This window comes from Streptomyces decoyicus, from assembly GCF_019880305.1.
GTDB lineage: Bacteria > Actinomycetota > Actinomycetes > Streptomycetales > Streptomycetaceae > Streptomyces > Streptomyces decoyicus.
This window is the reverse complement of record NZ_CP082301.1, coordinates 1,498,163-1,522,059: the sequence shown is the minus strand read 5'-3', so window position 1 is coordinate 1,522,059 and position 23,897 is coordinate 1,498,163. Positions and strand designations below refer to the sequence as shown.

At 70.5% G+C, this 23,897-nt stretch carries 22 protein-coding genes and 1 tRNA gene; 19 read left to right on the top strand and 4 right to left on the bottom strand.

What is annotated here, in order from left to right:
- The first annotated feature begins 20 nt into the window (after positions 1-20).
- From argJ to K7C20_RS06665, 5 genes are all read left to right on the top strand, one after another.
- Complete coding sequence (gene argJ, locus K7C20_RS06685) at positions 21-1,172, top strand: bifunctional glutamate N-acetyltransferase/amino-acid acetyltransferase ArgJ (RefSeq protein WP_030083077.1); 1,152 nt, start codon at positions 21-23, stop codon at positions 1,170-1,172.
- A 99-nt stretch (positions 1,173-1,271) separates the two neighbouring features.
- The gene (argB, locus tag K7C20_RS06680) at positions 1,272-2,189 is read left to right on the top strand and encodes an acetylglutamate kinase (RefSeq protein ID WP_030083075.1); all 918 of its coding nucleotides are present in this window, start codon (positions 1,272-1,274) and stop codon (positions 2,187-2,189) included.
- Positions 2,186-3,421: an acetylornithine transaminase gene (locus K7C20_RS06675; protein ID WP_053208458.1), complete on the top strand. Its 1,236-nt coding sequence runs from the start codon at positions 2,186-2,188 to the stop codon at positions 3,419-3,421. The genes argB and K7C20_RS06675 overlap by 4 nt, the downstream gene beginning before the upstream one ends.
- 8 nt (positions 3,422-3,429) lie before the next feature.
- Positions 3,430-3,987: an arginine repressor gene (locus tag K7C20_RS06670; RefSeq protein WP_030987163.1), complete on the top strand. Its 558-nt coding sequence runs from the start codon at positions 3,430-3,432 to the stop codon at positions 3,985-3,987.
- Between the two features lie 280 nt (positions 3,988-4,267).
- Positions 4,268-5,344, top strand: coding sequence for a mechanosensitive ion channel family protein (locus K7C20_RS06665; protein WP_030083069.1), 1,077 nt, complete (start codon positions 4,268-4,270; stop codon positions 5,342-5,344).
- Between the two features lie 166 nt (positions 5,345-5,510).
- On the opposite strand, the gene K7C20_RS06660 is transcribed toward K7C20_RS06665, so the two are convergent.
- Positions 5,511-5,584: transfer RNA gene (locus K7C20_RS06660), tRNA-Pro, on the bottom strand.
- Positions 5,585-5,727: 143 nt separating this feature from the next.
- Between K7C20_RS06660 and K7C20_RS06655 the strand changes: the two genes are divergently transcribed.
- The 6 genes from K7C20_RS06655 (at position 5,728) to K7C20_RS06630 (ending at position 13,463) form a co-directional block, all read left to right on the top strand.
- Positions 5,728-6,105, top strand: coding sequence for a DUF488 domain-containing protein (locus K7C20_RS06655; protein ID WP_053208457.1), 378 nt, complete (start codon positions 5,728-5,730; stop codon positions 6,103-6,105).
- Between the two features lie 115 nt (positions 6,106-6,220).
- Positions 6,221-7,414, top strand: a complete 1,194-nt coding sequence (locus K7C20_RS06650; protein ID WP_030083067.1) for an argininosuccinate synthase — start codon at positions 6,221-6,223, stop codon at positions 7,412-7,414.
- Positions 7,415-7,533: 119 nt separating this feature from the next.
- A complete protein-coding gene (gene argH, locus K7C20_RS06645; RefSeq protein ID WP_030083065.1) occupies positions 7,534-8,976 on the top strand; it encodes an argininosuccinate lyase in 1,443 nt (480 codons plus the stop codon).
- 113 nt (positions 8,977-9,089) lie between these two features.
- Positions 9,090-9,641 carry a TetR/AcrR family transcriptional regulator gene (locus K7C20_RS06640; RefSeq protein ID WP_030083063.1) on the top strand — a complete coding sequence of 184 codons (552 nt, stop codon included), beginning with the start codon at positions 9,090-9,092 and terminating at the stop codon, positions 9,639-9,641.
- Complete coding sequence (locus K7C20_RS06635) at positions 9,638-11,275, top strand: MFS transporter (protein WP_053208456.1); 1,638 nt, start codon at positions 9,638-9,640, stop codon at positions 11,273-11,275. Before K7C20_RS06640 ends, K7C20_RS06635 begins: the two co-directional genes overlap by 4 nt.
- 217 nt (positions 11,276-11,492) lie before the next feature.
- Positions 11,493-13,463: a bifunctional metallophosphatase/5'-nucleotidase gene (locus K7C20_RS06630; protein ID WP_053208455.1), complete on the top strand. Its 1,971-nt coding sequence runs from the start codon at positions 11,493-11,495 to the stop codon at positions 13,461-13,463.
- A 74-nt stretch (positions 13,464-13,537) separates the two neighbouring features.
- Here K7C20_RS06630 and K7C20_RS06625 read toward each other — a convergent pair whose 3' ends face one another.
- Positions 13,538-14,206, bottom strand: a complete 669-nt coding sequence (locus K7C20_RS06625; RefSeq protein ID WP_030083059.1) for a lysophospholipid acyltransferase family protein — start codon at positions 14,204-14,206, stop codon at positions 13,538-13,540.
- Between the two features lie 296 nt (positions 14,207-14,502).
- On the opposite strand from K7C20_RS06625, the gene K7C20_RS06620 reads away from it, so the two are divergent.
- Together K7C20_RS06620 and K7C20_RS06615 are read left to right on the top strand one after the other, a co-directional pair.
- Positions 14,503-15,636 carry a glycerophosphodiester phosphodiesterase gene (locus K7C20_RS06620; protein WP_053208454.1) on the top strand — a complete coding sequence of 378 codons (1,134 nt, stop codon included), beginning with the start codon at positions 14,503-14,505 and terminating at the stop codon, positions 15,634-15,636.
- Positions 15,637-15,977: 341 nt separating this feature from the next.
- Positions 15,978-16,520 (top strand): GNAT family N-acetyltransferase, encoded by a 543-nt coding sequence (locus K7C20_RS06615; protein ID WP_030083055.1) that lies wholly within the window; start codon positions 15,978-15,980, stop codon positions 16,518-16,520.
- Between the two features lie 72 nt (positions 16,521-16,592).
- Here the strand turns inward: K7C20_RS06615 and K7C20_RS06610 are convergent, their stop codons facing one another.
- A complete protein-coding gene (locus K7C20_RS06610) occupies positions 16,593-17,048 on the bottom strand; it encodes a hypothetical protein (protein WP_030083053.1) in 456 nt (151 codons plus the stop codon).
- Entirely contained in the window at positions 17,041-17,409 is a 369-nt protein-coding gene (locus K7C20_RS06605; protein ID WP_030083051.1) for a hypothetical protein, read from the bottom strand. Before K7C20_RS06605 ends, K7C20_RS06610 begins: the two co-directional genes overlap by 8 nt.
- Positions 17,410-17,527: 118 nt before the next feature.
- Between K7C20_RS06605 and K7C20_RS06600 the strand changes: the two genes are divergently transcribed.
- From K7C20_RS06600 to cbiE, 6 genes are all read left to right on the top strand, one after another.
- A complete protein-coding gene (locus K7C20_RS06600) occupies positions 17,528-18,175 on the top strand; it encodes an HAD-IA family hydrolase (RefSeq protein ID WP_030083049.1) in 648 nt (215 codons plus the stop codon).
- A gap of 411 nt (positions 18,176-18,586) precedes the next feature.
- On the top strand, positions 18,587-19,675 hold the full coding sequence (locus tag K7C20_RS06595; protein ID WP_053208453.1) for a methionine ABC transporter ATP-binding protein: 1,089 nt from the start codon (positions 18,587-18,589) through the stop codon (positions 19,673-19,675).
- Positions 19,672-20,406, top strand: coding sequence for a methionine ABC transporter permease (locus K7C20_RS06590; RefSeq protein WP_053208452.1), 735 nt, complete (start codon positions 19,672-19,674; stop codon positions 20,404-20,406). The genes K7C20_RS06595 and K7C20_RS06590 overlap by 4 nt, the downstream gene beginning before the upstream one ends.
- A gap of 80 nt (positions 20,407-20,486) precedes the next feature.
- On the top strand, positions 20,487-21,368 hold the full coding sequence (locus tag K7C20_RS06585) for a MetQ/NlpA family ABC transporter substrate-binding protein (RefSeq protein ID WP_245170932.1): 882 nt from the start codon (positions 20,487-20,489) through the stop codon (positions 21,366-21,368).
- A gap of 289 nt (positions 21,369-21,657) precedes the next feature.
- On the top strand, positions 21,658-22,293 hold the full coding sequence (locus K7C20_RS06580) for a GNAT family N-acetyltransferase (RefSeq protein ID WP_030083041.1): 636 nt from the start codon (positions 21,658-21,660) through the stop codon (positions 22,291-22,293).
- Positions 22,294-22,471: 178 nt separating this feature from the next.
- Entirely contained in the window at positions 22,472-23,692 is a 1,221-nt protein-coding gene (gene cbiE / locus K7C20_RS06575) for a precorrin-6y C5,15-methyltransferase (decarboxylating) subunit CbiE (protein WP_053208451.1), read from the top strand.
- Positions 23,693-23,897 lie beyond the last annotated feature (205 nt).

Sequence of the window (23,897 nt, the reverse complement as noted above, 5' to 3'; positions counted from 1 at the left end):
GCGATGGAGGAGAAGAAGCAGTGAGCGTCACGGCAGCACAAGGGTTCACGGCCGCGGGCATCGCCGCCGGGATCAAGGAGAACGGCAACCCGGACCTCGCCCTCGTGGTGAACAACGGTCCCCGACTGGCCGCCGCCGGTGTCTTCACCTCCAACCGCGTCAAGGCCGCACCGGTCGTCTGGTCCGAGCAGGTCCTCAAGGGCGGCACGGTCTCCGCCGTCGTCCTCAACTCCGGTGGCGCCAACGCCTGTACGGGCCCGCTCGGCTTCCAGGACACCCACGCCACCGCCGAGAAGGCCGCCGAGGCGCTGGGCCACAACGCCGGTGAGGTGGCGGTGGCCTCCACCGGGCTGATCGGTCTGCGGCTCCCGATGGACAAGCTGCTGCCCGGCATCGACCGCGCCGCTGCCGAACTGACCGGGCACGGCGGCGAGAAGGCCGCCATCGCCATCAAGACCACCGACAGCGTGCACAAGACCGCGGTCGTCACGCGGGACAACTGGACCGTCGGCGGGATGGCCAAGGGCGCCGGCATGCTCGCTCCGGGCCTGGCCACGATGCTCGTCGTGCTGACCACCGACGCCGATGTACCGGCCGCCGACCTCGATACGGCGCTGCGGGCCGCGACCCGCACCACCTTCGACCGGGTCGACTCCGACGGCTGTATGTCGACCAACGACACGGTGCTGCTGCTCGCCTCCGGCGCCTCCGGCGTCGTACCGGACACCGCCGCGTTCGCCGAGGCGGTGCGCACGGTCTGCGACGACCTGGCACGGCAGCTGATCGGGGACGCCGAGGGCGCCAGCAAGGACATCAGGATCGAGGTCGTGGGCGCGGCCAGCGAGGACGACGCGGTCGAGGTCGGCCGCTCCATCGCCCGCAACAACCTCCTCAAGTGCGCCATCCACGGCGAGGACCCCAACTGGGGCCGGGTGCTCTCCGCCATCGGCACCACCTCCGCCGTCTTCGAGCCCGACCAGCTGAACGTCGCCATCAACGACATCTGGGTCTGCAAGAACGGCTCGGTGGGGGAGGACCGCGAACTGGTCGACATGCGCTACCGGGAGGTACGCATCACCGCCGACCTCGCCGCCGGCACCGAGTCCGCGGTCATCTGGGCCAACGACCTGACCGCCGACTACGTCCACGAGAACAGCGCGTACTCCTCATGAACCAGCGCAGCGAGCAAGTCATTCAGAGGCGCGTGCTGTGCTCACAGCCCGCCCGGGGGTACCTCCCGCGCGAAGCGTGGGGAGAAGTGAGGCCGACGCATGAATGCCCGTAAGCACACCGCGCTCCCCAAGGCCCGCATCCTGATCGAGGCGCTGCCCTGGCTGACCCGGCACCACGGCAAGACCGTCGTCATCAAGTTCGGCGGCAACGCCATGGTCGACGAGGAGCTCAAGCGGGCCTTCGCCCAGGACGTGGTCTTCCTGCGGCACGCCGGACTGCGCCCCGTCGTCGTGCACGGCGGCGGCCCGCAGATCAGCGCCCAGCTGGACCTGCTCGGCCTGGAGTCGGAGTTCAAGGGCGGCCTGCGGGTCACCACCCCCGAGGCGATGAACGTCGTGCGGATGGTGCTGGCCGGCCAGGTACAGCGTGAGCTGGTCGGGCTGCTCAACGAGCACGGCCCGCTGGCCGTCGGCATGACCGGCGAGGACGCCCATCTGATGGCCGCGACCAAGCACTACGCCGATATCGACGGCGAGCGGGTGGACATCGGCCGGGTCGGCGAGATCACCGCCATCGACCCCGGCGCGGTCCAGGCGCTCCTGGACGACGGCCGGATCCCGGTCATCTCCTCGATCGCCCGCAGCAGCGACGAGGATGACGCCTCCGGTGTCTTCAACGTCAACGCCGACACGGCAGCGGCCGCGCTGGCCGCGGCCCTCGGCGCCGAGACGCTGATGGTGCTCACCGACGTCGAGGGCCTCTACGAGGACTGGCCGCAGAGCGACGAGGTGATCTCCCGCCTCACCGCCACCCAACTGGAGAAGCTGCTGCCCGACCTGGCCAGCGGCATGGTCCCCAAGATGCAGGGCTGTCTGCACGCCGTCCGCAACGGCGTCCACACGGCCCGGGTCATCGACGGGCGGGTCCAGCACTCGATCCTGCTGGAGATCTTCACCGACGAAGGAATCGGCACGATGGTCGTGCCGGACGCGAACACGATCGAGGGGGCGACATGAGCGACGCGGCACACGGCCACGGTCCGGTGACCAACAAGGACCTCACCGGGCGCTGGCAGGGCGCCATGATGGACAACTTCGGCACCCCCCGTATCCCGCTCGTCCGCGGTGAGGGCGCCAAGGTGTGGGACGCCGACGGCAACGAGTACCTCGACTTCCTCGGCGGCATCGCGGTCAACGCCCTCGGCCATGCCCACCCCGCCGTGGTCCGCGCCGTCTCCGACCAGGTCGCCACCCTCGGCCATGTCTCGAACTTCTTCGTCAGCGAGCCCACCGTCGCCCTGGCCGAGCGCCTGCTTGCGCTGGCCGGGCGCCCCGGCCGGGTCTACTTCTCCAATTCCGGCGCCGAGGCCAATGAGGCCGCCTTCAAGATCGGCCGGCTGACCGGGCGCCGCCACATGGTCTCCACGGCCGGCGGCTTCCACGGCCGCACCATGGGCGCCCTCGCCCTCACCGGCCAGCCCGCCAAGCAGGCGCCGTTCGCACCACTGCCCGGCAACGTCGACCACGTCCCGTACGGGGACGTCGAGGCCCTCCGCGCCGCGGTCACCACCGACACCGCCTTCGTCATCCTGGAGCCCGTCCAGGGCGAGAACGGCGTCATCGTCCCGCCGCCCGGCTACCTCCGGGCCGCCCGCGAGATCACCGCCGCCACCGGCACCCTGCTGGTCCTCGACGAGATCCAGACCGGCATCGGCCGGACCGGACACTGGCTGGAGTCGCAGGCGCAGGGCGTCGAGGCCGACATCGTCACCCTCGCCAAGGGCCTGGGCGGCGGTCTGCCGATCGGTGCGACGCTGGCCTTCGGCCGGGCCGCCGAGCTGCTCACGCCCGGTTCGCACGGCTCGACGTTCAGCGGCAACCCGGTCGTCTGCGCCGGCGCCCTCGCCGTCCTGGACACCATCGAGGCGGACGGCGTCCTGGAGAACGTCGAGCGGGTCGGCGAGCGGCTGAGGAAGGGAACCGAGGCCCTGGGCCACCCGTTGATCAGCCAGGTCCGCGGTGCGGGCCTCCTCCTGGGTATCGTCTTGACGGAGCCGCTCGCGCCGCAGGTGCAGCAGGCGGCTCAGGACGCGGGCCTCCTGGTGAACGCGGTCGCGCCGGATGTCATCCGGCTCGCCCCGCCGCTGATCGTCTCCGACGACGAAGCGGAAGTGTTCCTCCACAAGCTCCCCGGCGTCCTGAACACGGTCCGCCAAGGGGCCGACGGGGAACAACGAGCCGGAGACTGACGACAACGATGAGCGAGCCGCAGGACAACGAGCCGCAGGACAACGAGGCGCAGAACGGCGGCCAGGCCGTACCGCAGACCCGCACCGCCCGCCACCGCCGGATCGTGGACATCCTCAACCGGCTGCCGGTCCGCTCCCAGAGCCAGCTCGCCAAGCTGCTCGCCGACGACGGCTTGTCCGTCACCCAGGCGACGCTCTCCCGCGATCTGGACGAGCTGGGAGCGGTCAAGATCCGCAACACCGGTGGTGAGCTGATCTACGCGGTGCCCAGCGAGGGCGGCGACCGCAAGCCACGGGCACCGCTGGGCGAGTCGGCCAAGGAGGAGCGGATGCGCCGCCTCTCCGGCGAACTCCTCATCTCCGCCGAGGCCTCCGCCAACCTCGTTGTCCTGCGCACCCCGCCGGGCGCCGCCCAGTTCCTGGCCTCGGCCATCGACCAGGCCGAGCTCCACGACATCCTCGGCACCATCGCGGGCGACGACACCCTGATGCTCATCAGCCGCGACCCGGCGGGCGGCCAGGCGCTCGCCGACCATCTGCTGCGATTGGCGCAGAAGGCGCACTGAGGCGTACCGAGGCGCGCGCAAGGCCCGCCTTCGCGCTGCTCACCTGTCACACCAGCACTCCCTGAAACGGCCGTCTCCCCCGGGAGGCGGCCGTGCGGACATCCCCCTCCGAGCCCCCCGCCGCATGCCGAACCGCATGCGGCAGGATGGCAGTTCGCGTCGGGGAGTCCACGGATGTCCCGGCGCATTCGCAGCCTTAGAGACAAGCAGGTGACTTGGTGACGACACATCACATCCGGCTCATAGCGCAGCCGTTCCCCCGGACCCCGGGAGCCGGCCGGTGAACCGGGCTTTCACGCTGCACGACATGATCGTCGCCGGGGTCGCGCTGGCCGCCGGTCTCGCGGCCGGCCTGGTGCTGCGGGTGGCCCTGCGGTGGCTGGGCAAGCACGCGCTGAGGACGCGGTGGAGCGGGGACGACATCGTCGTCGACGCCTTGCGGACCGTGGTGCCGTGGGCGGCGATCACTGCCGGTCTGGCGGCGGCGGCCGCGGCGTTGCCGCTGACGGAGACGGTCGGACACACCGTCAACCGGACGCTGACCGTACTGCTCATCCTGGTCGTCACGCTCACCGCGGCCCGGGTGATCACCCGTCTGGTGAAGACCCTGGCGCAGTCCAGGTCCGGCGTGGCCGGATCGGCCACCATCTTCGCCAACATCACGCGCATCGTGGTGCTGGCGATGGGCTTTCTCGTCGTGCTCCAGACCCTGGGCATCTCCATCGCCCCGCTGCTGACCGCGCTGGGCGTGGGTGGTCTCGCGGTCGCGCTGGCGTTGCAGGACACCCTCGCCAACCTCTTCGCCGGCGTGCACATCCTCGCCTCGAAGACCGTGCAGCCCGGTGACTACATCCGGCTCAGCAGCGGTGAGGAGGGCTATGTCGTCGACGTCAACTGGCGTAACACCGTGGTGCGTCAGCTCTCCAACAACCTGGTGATCATCTCCAACCGCCAGCTGGCCGACACCAACATGACCAACTTCAGCCGGCCGGAACAGAAGCTGACGATCCTGGTGCAGGTGGGGGTCGGCTACGACAGCGACCTGGAGCATGTCGAGCGGGTCACCACCGAGGTGGTCGAGAGCGTGATGACCGACGTCAACGGCGGTGACCCCGACCATGAACCGGCCGTGCGCTTCCACACCTTCGGTGACTCCCGGATCAGCTTCACGGTGATTCTCGGGGTCGGCGAGTTCAGCGACCAGTACCGGATCAAGCACGAGTTCATCAAGCGCCTGCACCAGCGCTACCGGGCCGAGGGCATCAGGATTCCCTCCCCGGCGCGCACCGTGGCACTCCAGAAGCCGGAGGAGATAGCGATACCGCACCCGCGCCAAGTGGCGGACCCGGTGTCGTAGGGGGCAGCCGCCCACGCCGCGCGGGCCGCTCCATGGCCCCGCTCACGCCTCGCTCCGCGTCCGCCCACCGGCAGGCCGGGGCGAGGCCCCCGAACGGGAGCGGCCAAGGCGCGGCAAAGGCCGCTTCCGAGATCTCGGAAGCGGCCTCTGACCTGCAAAAACACCGTCGGGACGACAGGATTTGAACCTGCGACCCCTTGACCCCCAGTCAAGTGCGCTACCAAGCTGCGCCACGTCCCGGTGCTCATACCGGCCGGAGAAGTCCCGGCCGGGGCGTGCAGAAGAAAAATACCCTGTCTCGGCCCATGAATCCAAAGCGGGTCCCCCGCAGCGCCCTTTCCGGACTCCCGGCAGGGGATGAGCTCTCATGGTTCGATAGGAATATGGGTGATATGTCCGCAGGTGATGCCCTCCGTGCGCGCCGGGTGTACGAGCCGCCGGAGCCGGCGGACGGGGCGCGGGTCCTGGTCGACCGGCTCTGGCCGCGCGGGCTGTCCAAGGCGGACGCGCAGCTGACCGAGTGGTGCAAGGACGTGGCGCCCTCGTCCGAGCTGCGGCGCTGGTACGGGCACGAGGGGGAGCGCTTCGAGGGGTTCGCCGAGCGCTATCGCGAGGAGCTGGCGGAGGGGACGGCCCGGCGGGCGCTGGAGCGGCTGCGGGAGCTCGCCGAGGAGGGGCCGCTGACGCTCCTGACGGCGACGAAGGAGCTGTCGGCGAGCCATGTGACCGTCCTGACGGAGGTGCTGCGGGAGGGGCTGTGAGCCCGTGCCGCGCCGTCGGCCCGCCCCGGGGCCGCATATTCCTCACCGCATTGACGAAACATACGGTGGAGTGCATACTTATACCTATCAGCGCATGGATCGTAAGGAGAAAGCCGTGACCGAGCGCGTCGTACTCGCCTACTCGGGGGGCCTGGACACCTCTGTCTGCATCGGCTGGATCGCCGAGGAGACGGGCGCCGAGGTCATCGCCGTTGCCGTGGACGTCGGCCAGGGCGGCGAGGACCTGGAGGTCATCCGCAAGCGCGCGCTCGCCTGTGGCGCGGTCGAGGCCGAGGTCGCGGACGCCAAGGACGAATTCGCCGACGAGTACTGCCTCCCGGCGATCAAGGCCAATGCCCTGTACATGGACCGCTACCCGCTGGTCTCCGCGCTCTCCAGGCCGGCCATCGTCAAGCACCTGGTCGCCGCCGCCCACAAGCACGGCGCCACCACCGTCGCCCACGGCTGCACCGGCAAGGGCAACGACCAGGTCCGCTTCGAGGCCGGTATCTCCTCGCTCGCCCCCGACCTGAAGTGCATCGCCCCGGTCCGCGACTACGCGATGACCCGGGACAAGGCGATCGCGTTCTGCGAGGACAAGAAGCTGCCGATCGCGACCACCAAGAAGTCGCCGTACTCCATCGACCAGAACGTCTTCGGGCGGGCCGTGGAGACCGGCTTCCTGGAGGACATCTGGAACGCCCCGATCGAGGACGTGTACGAGTACACGGAGAACCCGGCCACCCAGCGGGAGGCCGACGAGGTCATCATCTCCTTCGAGGAGGGCGTCCCGGTCGCCGTCGACGGCAGGCCCGTCACCGTCCTCCAGGCGATCCAGCAGCTCAACGAGCGGGCCGGTGCCCAGGGCGTCGGCCGGATCGACATGGTCGAGGACCGGCTGGTCGGCATCAAGTCCCGTGAGGTGTACGAGGCGCCCGGCGCCCTCGCGCTGATCACCGCACACCAGGAGCTGGAGAACGTCACCGTCGAGCGCGAACTGGCCCGCTACAAGCGGCAGGTCGAGCAGCGCTGGGGCGAGCTGGTCTACGACGGCCTGTGGTTCTCCCCGCTCAAGCGCGCCCTGGACGGCTTCATCGACGAGGCCAACCAGCAGGTCAGCGGCGACATCCGGATGACCCTGCACGGCGGCCGCGCGGTGGTCACCGGCCGGAAGTCCGACCAGTCGCTGTACGACTTCAACCTCGCGACCTACGACTCCGGCGACACCTTCGACCAGTCGCTCTCGAAGGGCTTCATCGAGCTCTTCGGCATGTCGAGCAAGATTGCGGCCAAGCGCGACCTGGCCTGAGCCCGTCTCGTTACTCCCGTACGAACACCGCCTCCCCGCCCTCGCGGCGGGCGGGGACACCTCCTGGCCCTCAAGGCCTTGGGGGAGCGGCACATCCGAAGCAGCCTTGAGGAGCAGCAGTGAGCAGCAACAGCGGTGACGTCCGGCTCTGGGGTGGCCGGTTCGCCGACGGCCCGGCCCAGGCGCTGGCCCAGCTGTCGGCGTCCGTCCACTTCGACTGGCGGCTGGCCCCCTACGACATCGCCGGCTCCCGTGCGCACGCCCGGGTGCTCCACCAGGCCGGACTGCTGACCGCCGACGAGCTGGAGCGGATGACCGCCGGTCTCGACCAGCTCGAACGGGACGTCGCCGACGGTTCGTTCACCGGCACCATCGCCGACGAGGACGTCCACACCGCCCTGGAGCGCGGGCTGCTGGAGCGGCTCGGCCCGGACCTGGGCGGCAAGCTGCGGGCCGGCCGGTCCCGTAACGACCAGGTCGCCACGCTCTTCCGGATGTATCTGCGCGACCACGCCCGGATCATCGGCGGGCTGATCGCCGACCTCCAGGAGGCGCTGGTCGGCCTCGCCGAGGCCCACCCGGACGTCGCGATGCCGGGCCGCACCCACCTCCAGCACGCCCAGCCGGTGCTCTTCGCCCACCATGTGCTGGCGCATGTGCAGTCGCTGTCCCGGGACGCGGAGCGGCTGCGGCAGTGGGACGAGCGCACCGCCGTCTCCCCGTACGGCTCGGGCGCGCTGGCCGGTTCCTCGCTCGGCCTCGACCCGGAGGCGGTCGCCGCGGACCTCGGCTTCGAGCACGGCTCGGCCGGCAACTCCATCGACGGCACGGCCTCCCGTGACTTCGTCGCGGAGTTCGCCTTCATCACCGCGATGATCGGGGTGAACCTCTCCCGGATCGCCGAGGAAATCATCATCTGGAACACGAAGGAGTTCTCCTTCGTCACGCTCCACGACGCCTTCTCCACCGGCTCGTCGATCATGCCGCAGAAGAAGAACCCGGACATCGCCGAGCTGGCGCGGGGCAAGTCGGGCCGCCTCATCGGCAATCTGACCGGTCTGATGGCGACGCTCAAGGCGCTGCCGCTCGCCTACAACCGTGACCTCCAGGAGGACAAGGAGCCGGTCTTCGACTCCTGCGACCAACTGGAGGTGCTGCTCCCGGCGTTCACCGGCATGATGGCCACGCTGACCGTCAACCGCGAGCGCATGGAAGAGCTGGCTCCGGCCGGCTTCTCGCTGGCCACCGACATCGCGGAGTGGCTGGTCAAGCAGGGTGTGCCGTTCCGGGTGGCGCATGAGGTCGCTGGTGAGTGCGTCAAGGAGTGCGAGGGGCTCGGCATCGAGCTGGACCAGCTCACCGACGAGCAGTTCGCCAAGATCTCGCCGCATCTGACCCCCGAGGTCCGCGGCGTCCTGAACGTCCACGGCGCCCTCGCCTCGCGCAGCGGCCGGGGCGGTACCGCGCCCTCGGCGGTGGCGGTCCAGCTCGCCGAGGTCCGCACCGATCTGGTGAAGCAGCAGGAGTGGGCGGCGGCCAAGAAGGTCACCGAGCTGCCCTAGCCGGGCAGAAATGCATGACGGCGGCCCGCCCCCGGGAGAGACCGGGGGCGGGCCGCCGTCGTATGCATGGGTTCGATGAGACATTGGTGTCTCATTCGGCTAATGTATGTCTCATGGCCCTGGATCGCGCACGCGTACTCAAGGAAGCCGCCGCGTTGCTCACGCGGCGGGCGTCGACGCCGATGGACGAGATCGCCCGCGCCGCGGGCATCAGCCGCGCGACCCTGCACCGGCACTTCGCCGGTCGGGACGCCCTGATCAGGGCGCTGGAGGAGTACGGGATCGCGCAGTTCGTGCAGGCGATGGACGCGGCGCGGCTGGAGGAGGGGGACGCCGCCGACGCGCTGCGCCGGCTGATCGCCGAAGCCGAACCGGTCGCCGCCGTACTCGCCTTCCTCTTCACCGAGAACCAGCTCTTCGAGGACGGCGAGATCAACGCCGGCTGGGCGGAGCTGGACGCCCGCATCGCCGCCCTCTTCCGCCGCGGCCAGGAGGAGGGCGACTTCCGGATCGATCTGAGCGCCGCCTGGCTCACCGAGGCCTTCTACGGCCTGATCGGCGCCGGCGCCTGGGCCGTGTACGAAGGGCGCGTCGCCCGCAACGACCTCAACCACTCGATCGCCGAGCTGCTGCTCGGCGGCATCCGACGGAGCATGGAGAAATGACCGAGACCATAGCGTCAGGACCGGCCGGTTCGGCCCATGTGGACGACCAGCCCCGCCCGGGCCGCTGGCTCGCGCTCGCCGTCCTCGTCCTCGCCGTGCTGCTGGTCGGCGTCGACGCCACGGTCCTCGGCCTCGCCACCCCCTTCCTCAGCGAAGACCTCCAACCCTCCGGGACGCAGCTGCTGTGGATCGGTGACATCTACTCCTTCGTCATCGCCGGCCTGCTGGTCTCCATGGGCAGCCTCGGCGACCGCATCGGCCGGAAGAAGCTGCTGCTGATCGGCTCCGTCGGCTTCGGCGCGATGTCGGTGCTCGCCGCGTACGCCTCCACGCCCGAGATGATGATCCTCGCCCGTGCGCTTCAGGGCGTGGCCGGTGCGACGCTGATGCCGTCCACCCTGGCGCTGATCCGCAACCTCTTCCACGATCCCAGGGAACGCAGCCTGGCCGTCGGCATCTGGGGCGCGATGGCCTCGGCGGGTATGGCCGTGGGGCCGGTCCTGGGCGGCTTTCTGCTGGGGCACTTCTGGTGGGGATCGGTCTTCCTGATCAACCTGCCGGTGATGGCGCTGCTGGTGGCCGTCGGCGCCAAGGTCATCCCGGAGTCGCGCAACCCGGACCCCGGCCCCTGGGACATCCCCAGTGTCCTGCTGGCCCTGGTGGGCATCGTCTGTGTCGTCTACGCCATCAAGGAAGCGGCGGTGCACGGCTACCGCTGGGACATCGCGCTGACGGCCGTCATCGGTGTGCTCGCCCTCTTCGTGTTCGTCCGGCGGCAGCTCACCCTCCCCTCGCCGCTGCTGAACATGAAGCTCTTTCATCACCGCGGGTTCTCCGGAGCGGTGCTGGCCGACCTGCTGACCATCCTCGGACTGTCCGGGCTGGTCTTCTTCCTCTCCCAGTTCCTCCAGATGGTGCAGCTGCGCTCGCCGCTGAACGCGGGGCTCGTCGAACTCCCGGCCGCGGTCGGCGCGGTGGGCGCCGGTCTGGCAGCCGGCTGGGTCGCCCGGCGGCTGTCGGTCAGGATCGTGGTGGCCGGCGGCCTCGCGGTGGTCGGGCTCTCGCTCGTCGGCTGCACCACCCTGCACGGCGACACCGGCACCGCGGCGCTGTGCGTGATCCTCTTCGTCGTCGGCGTCGGCGCGGGCTTCTCGTTCACGGTCACCGCCGATGTGATCCTCTCCAGCGTCCCCAAGGAGGAGGCGGGCGCCGCCTCCGCCGTCTCCGAGACCGCCTACGAACTGGGCGCCGCCCTCGGCATCGCCCTGCTCGGCTCCATCGTCACCAGCATCTACCGGGGCTTCGCCACGCCCCCCGGGGTGGCCGAACCCACCGCGGACGCCGCCCGTGAATCGCTCGGCGGCGCCTTCGAGACGGCCGGCCAACTCCCCGCCGACCAGGGCGCCGCGCTGATGAAGGCCGCTCAGGACTCCTTCGTCCAGGGCGTGGACGTCGCGGCCGGGGTGGGCGCCGTGGTCCTGCTGTCAGCCGCGGTGGCGGCGTGGTTCCTGCTCCGCGGCCAGGAGCTGGCGAACAGCCCGGCCCCGGCGGCCACCGCGGCTCTCTCCGCGGCCGGCCCGAAGCCGGGCCATGGGTCCGGACCGGCGTCCGGCGGCCCGGCGGACCGCCCGTAGCGCCGTACCGCCGGACGGCGGGCACGCACCGCGCCTCAGGGCGTGTCCTGTGGATCAAGGCACCCGGCAACCGCCATGATCCACAGGACACGCCCTGGGGGCGACTGTCCCCCGCCCGTTCACGCCCGGTACGCATCGTGGTGACCGGCCGTCCCGAGCGGCTTGCTTGACTCTCCCGTCGTCCCCTCACGGACGGCCCGCTCAGGAGAGTGACGCAGTGCGCGACATCGGACGACGCTCCTTCTTCACCGCCGCGGGGGCACTCGCCACCGCGAGCGCCATCGGCAGCAACGCCTACGCCACCGGCCACGCCCGCGACGCGGCCACCGCCGACGAATACGTCGACGTCCAGCTCCTCAACATCACCGATCTGCACGGCTATCTTCAGGGCGCCCCGGGTGCCAACTCCCTCATCACCGGCGCCGGCGGGAAGACGTACACCGTTGGCGGCGTGGCCTATATGGCCGCCCACCTGGAGCGGCTGAGAGACGGCCGCCGCAACTCGCTCTTCTTCGCCCCCGGTGACCTCTTCTCCGGCTGGGAGTTCGACGCCTCCTCCTTCGCCGACGAGCCCACCATCGAAGCCCTCAACGCCATGGGACTGGACTTCGCCTCGGCCGGAAACCACGAGTTCGACAAGTCGGCGACCTTCCTGACCTCGCACATGGAGGACGGCGACGCCTTCCCGGTCGTGGAACGGGACGACGACTTCAAGGACTCCGCCGGACGCCGCTTCGAGGGCGCGAAGTTCCCCTACTACAGCGCGAACCTGGTGTGGAACGCGAACGGCGAAACCGTACTGCCGCCGTACAACATCGAGTACGTGGACGCCGGCCGCGGCCGCCGGCTGGCGATCGGCTTCATCCATCTGACCGCCATCGGCACCGAGTCCTTCCCCGGCTCCTACCAGCCCGGACTGCGCACCCTGGACGAGCTGGAGACCGCCAACCGCTGCGCCGCGGAGCTCAAGTCACGCGGCGTCCACGCGATCGTGCTCAGCATGCACGACGGCGCGGTGGCCGGCAGCGACTTCTCCAGCGGCAAGAACCCCTCCGGGCCCGCGTACGAACTGGCGCTGCGCGCCTCGCCCGACATCGATGCCATCGTCACCGGCCACTGGCACTGCGCCTTCACGATGATGCTGCCCGACCCCAACGGCGACCCCCGCCCCTTCGTCGAGGCGGGCTGCTACGGCCAGATCATCAACGAGATCAATCTGCGCCTCGACCCGGACACCGGATCGGTGGTCCGGGAGCTGACCACCTCGGTCAACCACCCCAACACCCGCGAGGTGACGCCGGACCCGGAGCTGCGCTCGATCGCCGGCTACTGGGCGGGCTACGCCACCCGGCGCGCCCGCAGCAAGATCGGCACCCAGACCGCCTCCTTCACCCGGCGGCGCAACGCGGTGGGGGAGTCCACCATGGGCAACCTCGTCGCGGACTGGGCCCTGTGGGCGGGCCGGCAGCCGCGCGGCCCGATGGACGACCCCGCCCAACACCCCAACACCCCCGCGGATCTCGCCGTCATCGCGGTGGCGCCGCGCGTCGGCCAGGCGGTGATCGCCGGCGACCTGATCCGTGACGCGGAGACGAACGGCACCGTCACCTTCGCGCAGGCCTGGAACTCCGTGGGCTTCGGCGACCCGATCCTGACCGTCACCGTCACCGGCCGGCAGATCCATGACGCGCTGGAGGAACAGTGGGCGCCGACCGCGGGCGGCGGTCTCGGCTTCTCCCCGCTGGCCGTCTCCGGCAATGTCCGCTACACCTTCGACGCCGCGGGCCCGGTCGGCCGGCGGATCGACCCCGCCGAGGTGTTCATCGACGGCACCGCACTCGACCTCAACCGCAGCTACCGGCTCGCCGCCCCCTCGTACACCCTCATCAACCAGGACGGCTTCAGCGCCTTCACCGGGTTCACCGCACCGGTACGGCACGCCCGCGACTTCGAGAGCTTCATCGCCTTCGTCCGCGCCAAGAAGCAGCTGAAGCCCGCCTCGCTGAACCGCGTGGCGGTCAAGAACGCGCAGGTGCCCGGCGCCCGCACCGGCACCGTCACCCAGCGCCAGCAGCTGCTCCAGGCCGACGGCAGCGTGGTGCCGCGGCCCGAGGCGGCGCTGCGTACGGCGCTGACCGGCGGCGCCGAGGGCCAGCGCGCCCCCGGCGGCTTCCGGGTGCCCTGCTGACCCGGTGCGCGGGCGCAGCACGCACAACGGGCCCCATCCGAGGAACGGATGGGGCCCGGCGCAGGCGGACCGGGTCAGGCGGCCCTGGCCTTGGTGGCGTACATGTCGACGTACTCCTGGCCGGACAGCTCCATGACGTCGCTCATCACCTCGTCGGTGACGGCCCGCAGCACATAGCGGTCGCGGTCCATGCCGTCGTAGCGGGAGAAGTCCAGCGGCTCACCGAAGCGCACCGTCACCGGGGCGATGTGCGGGAGGCCCTTGCCGCCGGGCTGCACCTTGTCGGTGCCGATCATCGCGAACGGGACGACGGGCGCGCCGGTCATCAGGGTGAGCCGGGCGATGCCCGTACGGCCGCGGTAGAGACGGCCGTCGGGGGAGCGGGTGCCCTCGGGGTAGATACCGAAGACGCTGCCCTCCTCCAGGATCCGGCGGCCGGTCATCAGCGCGGCGACCCCGCCGTGCCCGCCGTCCCGGTCCACCGGGATCATGCCGGAGCTGGTGAAGAACCAGGCCATCAGCCGGCCCTTGAAGCCCTTGCCGGTGACGTACTCGTCCTTGCCGATGAAGTACACCGGGCGCTTGACCACCAGGCTCAGGAACAGTGAGTCGATGAAGGTGACGTGATTGCCGGCCAGGATCACCGGCCCGGTCGCCGGAATGCGCTCCATGCCCTCTACCTTCGGGCGGTACAGGACACGCATGACGAATCCGAGAATCGCCTTCAGCACAATGCGGGACAACGGGCCCTCCGGGTCGAGACTGGTCAACGGCAAGCGGGCGCAGAACTCTGCAGCCCAGGACAATACTCGCGGGTCACTCCCGCTCGCACATCGGGTTCACGAGGTCGATACGCACAGTTGACGTGTGTTACCCCCATCTTCCCCCCGATGTTGGCGTGCGTCTCCCGGGCGTGACCCGTCCGTGCTTACGATCAGCCCGGTGGTGCGGACCGGTGTGCAACACGCCTCATCGGTCACCGGAATACACCCGGAAGCACCTGGAACACCACAGAACACCTAGAGCAAGGAGCGTGCGCATGCACAATCGGCAGCCGGGACGACGGATGGTGCTGGGCGCCGCGGCCCTCGGCGCGGGAGCGGCGGTATTCGGCACGGCCGGCCAGGCGAGCGCAGGTCAGCGAGCCGGTGTGCCCCAGGAGCTGCCCGTGCCGCTGATCGTCGGCCACCGCGGTGCCAGCGGCTACCGCCCCGAGCACACCTTCGGCTCGTACCAACTCGCCCTGGACATGGGCGCGGACGTCATCGAGCAGGACCTCGTCCCGACCAAGGACGGGCATCTGGTCTGCCGTCACGAGAACGACATCACCGCCACCACCGATGTCTCCGCGCACCCCGAGTTCGCGGACCGCAAGACCACCAAGTCCGTCGACGGGGTCAAGCTGACCGGCTGGTTCACCGAGGACTTCACGCTCGCCGAGCTCAAGACGCTGCGCGCCAAGGAGCGCATACCGGGCACCCGCCAGCACAACACCCTCTACGACGGGGTGTGGGAGGTGCCGACCTTCGAGGAGGTCCTCCAGTGGGCCGAGCGCGAGGGCCGCAAGCGGGGCCGCCGCGTCTGGCTGCACATCGAGACCAAGCACCCCACCTACTTCCGGGGGCTCGGCCTCGGCCTGGAGGAGCGGCTGGCGAAGGCCCTGCGTGCGCACGGCCGGCACCGGAAGAACTCCCCGAACTTCCTCCAGTCCTTCGAGCCCAGCAGCATCCAGCGCCTGGACAAGCTCGTCGACTGCCCCAAGGTCGTCCTGCTGGGCACGCTCAAGGACCGCCCCTGGGACTTCACGGCGTCCGGTGACCCGCGCACCGTCGCCGACCTGGTCAAGCCCGAGGGCCTGAAGTGGCTCGCCCGCTTCGCCCAGGGCATCGGCCCGGACCTGACCGTGATCATCCCGCGGGACAAGGACGGCAAGCTCGGCGAGCCCAGCTCCGTCGTCAAGGACGCCCACGCCGCCGGACTGGTGCTCCACCCGTATACGGTCCGCAACGAGAACACCTTCCTGCCGACCGACTACCGCCGTGGCAGCGACCCGAACGCCTACGGCGACTCGCTCGGTTTCTTCAAGGCCCTTCTCGGCACCGGTATCGACGGTCTGTTCTCCGACAACCCCGACACCGCGCTGCTGGCGGCCGCGCAGTTCCGCAAGCACTGACCGCTCGCGGCCGGCCGCTGCCGCGGCGGAGCCCGGACCGGCACACCTCGCCTGCCCTCTCATCTGAGTTGGGAATGTCACAGGAGAGCTCGGTGCCGGTCCGTTCCGCTTGCCCCAAATGCCTGCGCAGAATGCTCGCGGCGGAGATTGCCGCTGCCACATCCAGGGGAACCCGGAAGAAGCAGTGTCAGCCACGCCATGGCGGCGCCGGGTACCCCACGGCGCCGTCTGTCAGGGCACATCGTTCCGGGCGTACCCCGGGGGGCCGGAGCGTCCCCCGGAAAGCACACCACCCTCAGCGCGCCCGGACCAGCGAAACCGAATAGGGGAGGCATACGCGCATGGGCACGAGCGTGACCATCTCTGCGGCGACCGACCAGGACGCCGAGCAGATCCTCAAACTCCAGTACCTCTGCTACCAGCAGGAAGCCGCGCTGTACGACGACTACGCCATCGAGCCGCTCACCCAGACCCTCCAGGCGCTGCGCGCCGAACTGGGCGGGGCCTGCGTCGTGGTGGCCAGGCTCGGCGAGGAGGTGGTCGGGTCCGTGCGCGGCACGGTCGACGAGGACGGCACCGCGCGGATAGCCAAGCTCATCGTGCACCCGCGGATGCAGCGGCACGGCCTGGGCGGACGGCTGCTCGACGCGGTCGAGCAACGGCTGGCGGCCGAGCGGTCCGCCACGGGCTTCCGCCTGTTCACCGGGCACCGCAGCGAGGGCAATCTGCGTCTGTACCGCAGCCACGGCTATCTGCCCGTGGGCACCGAGCAGCTCACCTCCCGCCTGAGCGTGGTGACGCTGGAGAAGGAGCTGCGCCAGGAGACCACCGCCGTGGGAACGCCTCCCGGGCGGAGCCAGGGAGAGTTCGCCGCCCAGGCATGAGACAGGGGGAGGGCGGGCCCGCGCGGTGGCCGGGCCCGCCCTCCCGGTGTCCGTCAGGGATGACGGGAGGGCTCAGGCGGGCTGCTCCGTACGGGCCCGGCGCAGCCACATCAGCCCGGTGACGGGCAGGATGACCGGAATGAAGAGATAGCCCATGCCGTAGTCCGACCAGACCGTGGCGTCCGGGAACGCGGACCGGTCGAGCAGGGTCCAGGTGCCGATGCCGAGCACCCCGAGCAGCTCCAGCGCGCAGCAGGCGAACGCGGCCCGGCGGGCGCCCTCGCCGCCGCGCACCAGCGAGAACGTGATGAACCCGTAGACGACCGCGGAGAGGGCCGAGAGGCTGTACGCCAGCGGGGCCCGGTCGAACTGGGCGATGAGCTGGTAGAGCGAGCGGGAGGCGGCAGCGACGGTGAAGATGCCGTAGAGCGCGACCAGCAGGCGCCCGGGGCCGGTGCCCAGGGAACGCTTCGCCGGGGCGGCGGCCGTGGTGCCGTCCGCCGCGGAGGTCGTCGTGGAATCAGGCACTGCCGCCTCCCCAGATGTCGAACAGCCGCACTTCCAGTACGGCCAGCACCACGGCGCCCGCCGCGACGGTGGCCGAACCCCAGCGGGTGCGCTCCGAGAGCGACATGAACCCGGTCGCGGGGACACAGGCGGCCGCCCCGAGCAGATACGAGACAAAGAGGGCGGTGCCCTGGTCCGGCGACTGGCCGCGGGCCAACTGCACGACGGCGATGACCAGTTGGGCGAGGCCGAGCAGCGACACCAGAGCCATGCCGATGAGGTGCCAGTCCTTGGTGGGCTGGTCGCGGAACGCGGCGAAGCCGCACCAGGCGGCGAGGGCGAGAGCGGTCACCGCGACCGTGATCGTCAGCGCGTCGATCACCGGGACCTCCGGGCCACGTGGCTGCGCGCCGTGGGGTTGTGGGGCATGGGGGCGATGCTAATCGGCGGCGGGCGGGCGGCCGCGTCCGGCCCCGCCGTGGCACGTACGCTCGTGAAGTATGAAGATCACCGCTGATGCGCTCCTTTTCGACAACGACGGCACCCTGATTTCCTCCCTGGAGTCCGTCTCCCGCTGCTGGACCCGGTGGGCGAAGGAGTACGGCGTCACCGGGCAGGAGTTCGGCCGGATCCAGCTGCACGGGCGCCCGGCGGCGGAGATCGTCGCCGATCTGCTGCCCGCGGACCGGGTGCCCGAGGCGGTGGCCCGGATCGAGCACCTGGAGGTCGAGGACGTCGCCGGGGGAGTCGTGGCGCTGCCCGGCACCCTCGCCCTGCTGGAGAGCCTGCCCGCCGAGCGGTGGGCCGTGGTCACCTCCGCGACCGCCCGGCTGGCCGAGGCCCGTCTCGACGCGGCCGGGATCCGGACCAAGACGCTGATAGCCGCCGACGACATCAGCCGCGGCAAGCCGGACCCGGAGCCTTTCCTGCTCGCCGCCGAGCGGCTGGGGGTGGACCCGGCCCGCTGTGTGGTCTTCGAGGACGCGCCGGCGGGACTCGCGGCCGGACGGGCGGCCGGGATGCTGACCGTGGCGTTGACCACAACCCACCGGGCGGAGGAACTGTCGGCGGATGTCGTCGTCAGCACGCTCTCGGAGGTATCCGCGCAGGCCACGGACGGATCGGTGGAGATCACCATCGCGAAGTGAGGCGCTGTCCACGGGTCGGTCAGGCATGTCCGCTATCCGGACTGGCTTGATCGGCCCGTCCTGCTGTCTGGTTTACTTGCCGCCATGACCACGACGAGCAGCCGCACCCCTGCGACCGAGGCGTACCTGACGTCCGGTGCTCGTTGCATGTGTCGAATGTGTGACTGCTGAGGGCCCCCGTCTGAGCCTCGCGCCCCGAAGCGAGACCCTTCCCCCGAGCTCTCGAAGAGCAGGGGGACCCCCATGAGCCGTGCGTCGCCCCCCGACGACGTCGGCCGCCCCGCGTCACCGGAACCCGGAGCCGGGCCCCCGCGCCCGCCGCCGCCCCGCGTTCCCCTCTGCCGCACTCGCAAGAATGCCCCGTGCCCGGCGGGCGAGCCGCCGAGCACTCGACAGTGACGGAATTCCCTAGTGATCACCACAACGGGCCTGACCAAGGTCTACCGTTCCGGAGACCGCGAAGTCACCGCCCTGGACGGCGTCGATCTGCACGTCCGCGAGGGCGAGGTGTACGGCGTCATCGGCCAGAGCGGCGCCGGCAAGTCCACCCTCATCCGCTGCCTCAACCTCCTGGAGCGTCCCACCTCCGGCACGGTCACCGTCGCCGGCCAGGAACTGACGTCCATCGCCGGACGCGGCAAGCGGGCCAGTGCCCAGCTCCGGGCCGCGCGCAGCCACATCGGCATGGTCTTCCAGCACTTCAACCTGCTGTCCTCGCGCACCGTCCAGGACAACGTCGAACTGCCGCTGGAGATCCTCAAGGTCGACCGCCGCGAGCGCTCCCGCAAGGCGCTGGAGCTGCTGGACCTGGTAGGCCTCGCCGACAAGGCCAAGGCCTACCCCGCCCAGCTCTCCGGCGGCCAGAAGCAGCGCGTCGGCATCGCCCGCGCGCTGGCCGGCGACCCCAAGGTGCTGCTCTCCGACGAGGCCACCAGCGCCCTGGACCCGGAGACCACCCGCTCCATCCTCCAGCTGCTGCGCGACCTCAACCGCAAGCTGGGCCTGACCGTCGTGCTCATCACGCACGAGATGGACGTCGTCAAGACGATCTGCGACTCGGCCGCGCTGATGAAGAACGGCCGGGTCATCGAGCAGGGCACCGTCGCCGAACTCCTGGCCACCCCCGGCTCCGAGCTGGCCCGGGAGCTGTTCCCGGTCGGCGGCGAGCCGTCCGCCGACGACCGCACCGTCGTCGACATCACCTTCCACGGCTCGGCCGCCACCCGCCCGGTGATCTCCGAGCTGTCGCGCACCTACAACGTCGACATCTCGATCCTCGGCGCCGCCATGGACACCGTCGGCGGCAAGCAGATCGGCCGGATGCGCATCGAGCTCCCCGGCCGCTTCGAGGAGAACGTCGTGCCGATCGGTTTCCTGCGCGAGCAGGGCCTCCAGGTGGACGTGGCGGACGTCGACGGCAGCGTCGCCGTGCCCGCCGCCGCCGACCAGCCGGCGATCCCGGCGCCCGCCGCCACGCTCCAGAAGGAAGGTGCCAAGTGACCTGGAACGAGATGCAGCCGCTGCTGTACGACAACACGCTCGACACCCTGTTCATGGTGTGGTGGTCGACGTTCTACGCGGTGCTCATCGGCATCCCGGTCGGTGTGCTGCTGCATCTGACCGACCGCGGGGCCCTCCTTCAGAACATCGTGGTGAGCAAGGTCCTCGGTGCGATCGTGAACATCGGACGGTCCTTCCCGTTCCTGATCCTGATCGTCGTGCTGATCCCCTTCACCCGGCTCGTCGTCGGCGTCTCCATCGGCCCGACCGGCGCGGTCGTCCCGCTCGCGATCGCCGCCATCCCGTTCTTCGCCCGGCTGGTGGAGGCCGCACTGCGCGAGGTCGACCACGGCCTGGTCGAAGCCGCCCAGGCCATGGGCGGCGGCACCTGGACCATCGTCTTCAAGGTGCTGCTCCCGCAGGCGCTGCCCGCACTGATCGCGGCCGTCACCACCACCGTCATCCAGCTGATCGGCTACTCCGCGATCGCCGGTGCGGTCGGCGGCGGCGGTCTGGGCAACCTGGCCTATACCTACGGCTACCAGCAGTACGAGACCTCGCTGATGATCACCACCGTCGTCGAGCTGGTCCTCCTCGTCACGGTCGTCCAGCTGCTCGGCGACCTCGTCGTCCGCCGGCTCGCCGGCCGCGGCACCCGGGCCTCCTCCCTGGGCGTCGGCCTGCGCCGTGCCCGTACCGAGGAGCCGGCCGCCGTCACCGAAGCCGCCTGACCGCAACACCCCCGTACGACCCGCACCACCCCGGAGCCCGGACCCTTTGCCGGGCGGACACCACGCGTGAACGCGCGCGTGTGAACAAGAAAGAGGCACTCTTCGTGCGCAACACCCTGAAGATCTCCGTCGCCATAGCCGCCGCCTCCGCCGTCGCCCTCGGCGCGAGCGCGTGCAGCGCTCCCTCCGACACCACCGCCAGCAGCGACAAGGGCGACAAGAACGCCCCGCTCGTCGTCGCCGCGAGCCCCACTCCGCACGGCACCATCCTGGACTTCGTCAAGAACGAGCTGGCGGAGAAGGAAGGCCTCAAGCTCGTCGTCAAGCCGTTCAACGACTACAAGATCCCGAACAAGGTCACCGACGACGGCCAGGTCGACGCCAACTTCTTCCAGCACAAGCCGTTCCTCGACACCTTCAACAAGGAGAACGGCACGCACATCGTGCCCGTCCAGAACGTGCTCATCGAGCCGCTCGGCGTCTACTCCAAGAAGATCGACAAGCTGTCGCAGCTCAAGTCCGGCAGCACCGTCTCGGTCCCCAACGACCCCTCCAACGAGGGCCGGGCGCTCAAGCTGCTCGCCGACAACGGCGTGATCACCCTCAAGCCCGGTGTCGGCTCCGACGCCAAGCTGACCGACGTCAAGGACGACAAGGGCATCAAGATCACCGAGCTGGAGGCCGCCCAGACCGCGCCGCGCATCGACGACGTCGACGCCGCGATCATCAACGGCAACTTCGCCATCGGCGCCCACCTCAAGCCCTCCAAGGACGCGCTGGCCCTGGAGAAGGCGAAGGGCAACCCCTACGCCAACTTCCTCGCCGTCAAGAAGGGCAACGAGAGCGACCCGCGGATCAAGAAGCTCGCCAAGCTCCTGAACTCCCCCGAGGTCAAGAAGTTCATCGAGGACAAGTACAAGGACGGCTCGGTCATCCCGGCCTTCGGCCCCGCCAAGAGCTGACGCCTCCCCCTGTCCTGAGGTTTTCCCCGCCGCCCACCCCCCTTCGGGGGGTGGGCGGGTGTGGATGTGCCCTCGCTCGTGCGCAGGTCACCGGAAGGTGGCCGTCCGCGCGGGCGGCCACCGGGCCCCGGACCCGCGCGGTGCGCGGCCGGGGCCCACGCGCATGGCACACCCGCGGGCCCATGCTGCATGCTGGTGCATTCAAGACGGTCAAGACGGCCCGTGACCTCGCGGTCTCACAGCCCGCGACGTTCCGGAACACCACAGTCAACGGCGTGGGAGCAGCGGCATGACATCCACCTTTCCGGACATCTCCATCAGCACGGACCGGTTGGTGCTGCGCCCGTTCGACGAGTCCGATGTGCCCGCGCTCGCCGACATGATGGCCGACGAACTCGTCACCGCCTGGACCACGGTCCCGCACCCCTACACCACCGCCGAGGCCCGCGCCTGGGCCACCGGCAAGGCCGCCGCCGTACGCACCGAAGGCCGCGGCATCGCCCTGGCCGTCACCGAATTCCTCACCCAGCGCCTGGTCGGCACCATCCACGTCGACCACACCGACTGGCGGGTGCTCAGCACCGAGGTCGGCTATGTCACCGCCCCCTGGGCACGCGGCGAGGGCTACGCCTCCGAGTCCGTCCTCGCGGTCGCGCAATGGCTCTTCCATGACCAGAAGTTCGAACGCATCGAGCTGCGCACGGCGGCCGACAACACCGCGTCCCAGCAGGTCGCCCAGAAGATCGGCTGCATCAGCGAGGGCGTGCTGCGCAACGCCTGGATAGCCCGCAGCCGCACCGAGGACGGCGGCTGGACGGACATCCGCACCGATCTGATCGTGTGGAGTCTGCTGCCCGAGGACCTCGACGGGGTCCCCGGCCGGCTGGCGGACGCGAACGGATTTGCCTACCCCGAGTGGAACTGACCCACGCCCCCGCTCCGGTCCGTACCTCTCGGGGTACCCTCGGCCTGCCGCGCACCTGCGCGACCCGCGCGGACCAGCGCACCACAGCGGCACTTCCGCCGGCCGACGGCCGCCCCGCGGCCGGCCCGCCCGCTGACCCCGCCCGCGTACCCACAGCAGCCCCAGGAGACTGACGAGCATGGCCGACCGGGTCACGGTGATCGGATGGGACGGCTCCGCGCTGACCGCCGCCGCCCGCTCCGCCCTCGGCGCCGCCACCCTCGTGGCCGGCGCCGCCCACCACCTCGCACTGCCCGAAGTCCCGCGGAACGCCGAGCGGATCCGGCTCGGCAGCGTGACCCTGGCCGCCCGCCGCATCGCCCAGCACCGCGGTACCGCCGTCGTGCTCGCCGACGGCGACCCCGGCTTCTTCGGCGTCGTGCGCACCCTCCGGGCACCCGAGCACGGCCTGGAAGTGGAAGTGGTACCGGCCGTCTCCTCCGTCGCGGCCGCCTTCGCACGGGCCGGTATGCCCTGGGACGACGCCCAGATCGTCGTCGCCCACAGCCGCGATCTGCGCCGCGCGGTGAATGTCTGCCGCGCCCACACCAAGGTCGCGGTGCTCACCTCGCCCGGCGCGGGGCCCGCCGAACTCGCCCTGCTGCTCGACCGCGTCCACCGCACCTTCGTCATCTGCGAGGACCTGGGCACCGACCGCGAGCGGGTGACAGTCCTCACATCCGACAAAGTTCCCGACCATGTCTGGCGTGACCCCAATGTCGTTATTGTCGTCGGCGGTTCACCCGCCGGTGCCGCGGCCCAGGGGACCGGCTGGATCGCCGGCCGCGAGGTGGGCCACCCGACGGGCCCGCGCGGCTGGGGACTTCCGGACAGTGCTTACGGCGGCGCCCTGGGCGAGGGCGAGTCCGTCCAGCTGCGCACCGCACAACTCGCCCGTCTCGGGCCGCAGGTGGGCGACCTGGTCTGGGACATCGGTGCGGGCAGCGGGGCCGCCGCGGTGGAGGCCGCGCGCTTTGGTGCCGCCGTCATCGCGGTGGACGCCGACGCGGACGCCTGCGGGCGCGCCGCCGCCCTCGCCCGCCGCCACGGCGTGCAACTCCAGGTCGCGCACGGGCGTGCGCCGCAGGTCCTGGAGGACCTGCCCGAGCCCGATGTGATCCGTGTCGGCGGCGGGGGAGCGGAGGTCGTCACCGCCTGTGCGGCCCGCCGCCCCGAACGGATCGTCACCCACGCCGCCACCCGTGACGAGGCCGAAGCGCTGGGCCGGGCGCTGGCCGACGGCGGCTACGAAGTCGAGTGCGCGCTGCTCCAGTCCGTGGACCTGGACACCTCCGTCTGGGTCGAACGCGAGCGGTCCGTGGTGTTTTTGCTCAGCGGCTATCGCGTTCCTCACCCATGACCAGCACGGCAACCCGCGCGAGGTAGGCTGGCGGATCGTTGCGCCGCCGTTCCGCATTCGGCTTCGTACGCCAATATCCGGAAAATGCCGTGGTTTTGGCCGAATATGAAGCTCTGGAGAGCGGACGTGCCGCGAGGCGTGCTCGCTCGTTCTAGCTATCGGGCGTCGGCGCGCCCCGGTCGAGCGCGTCGCACGAGCGGTTGGA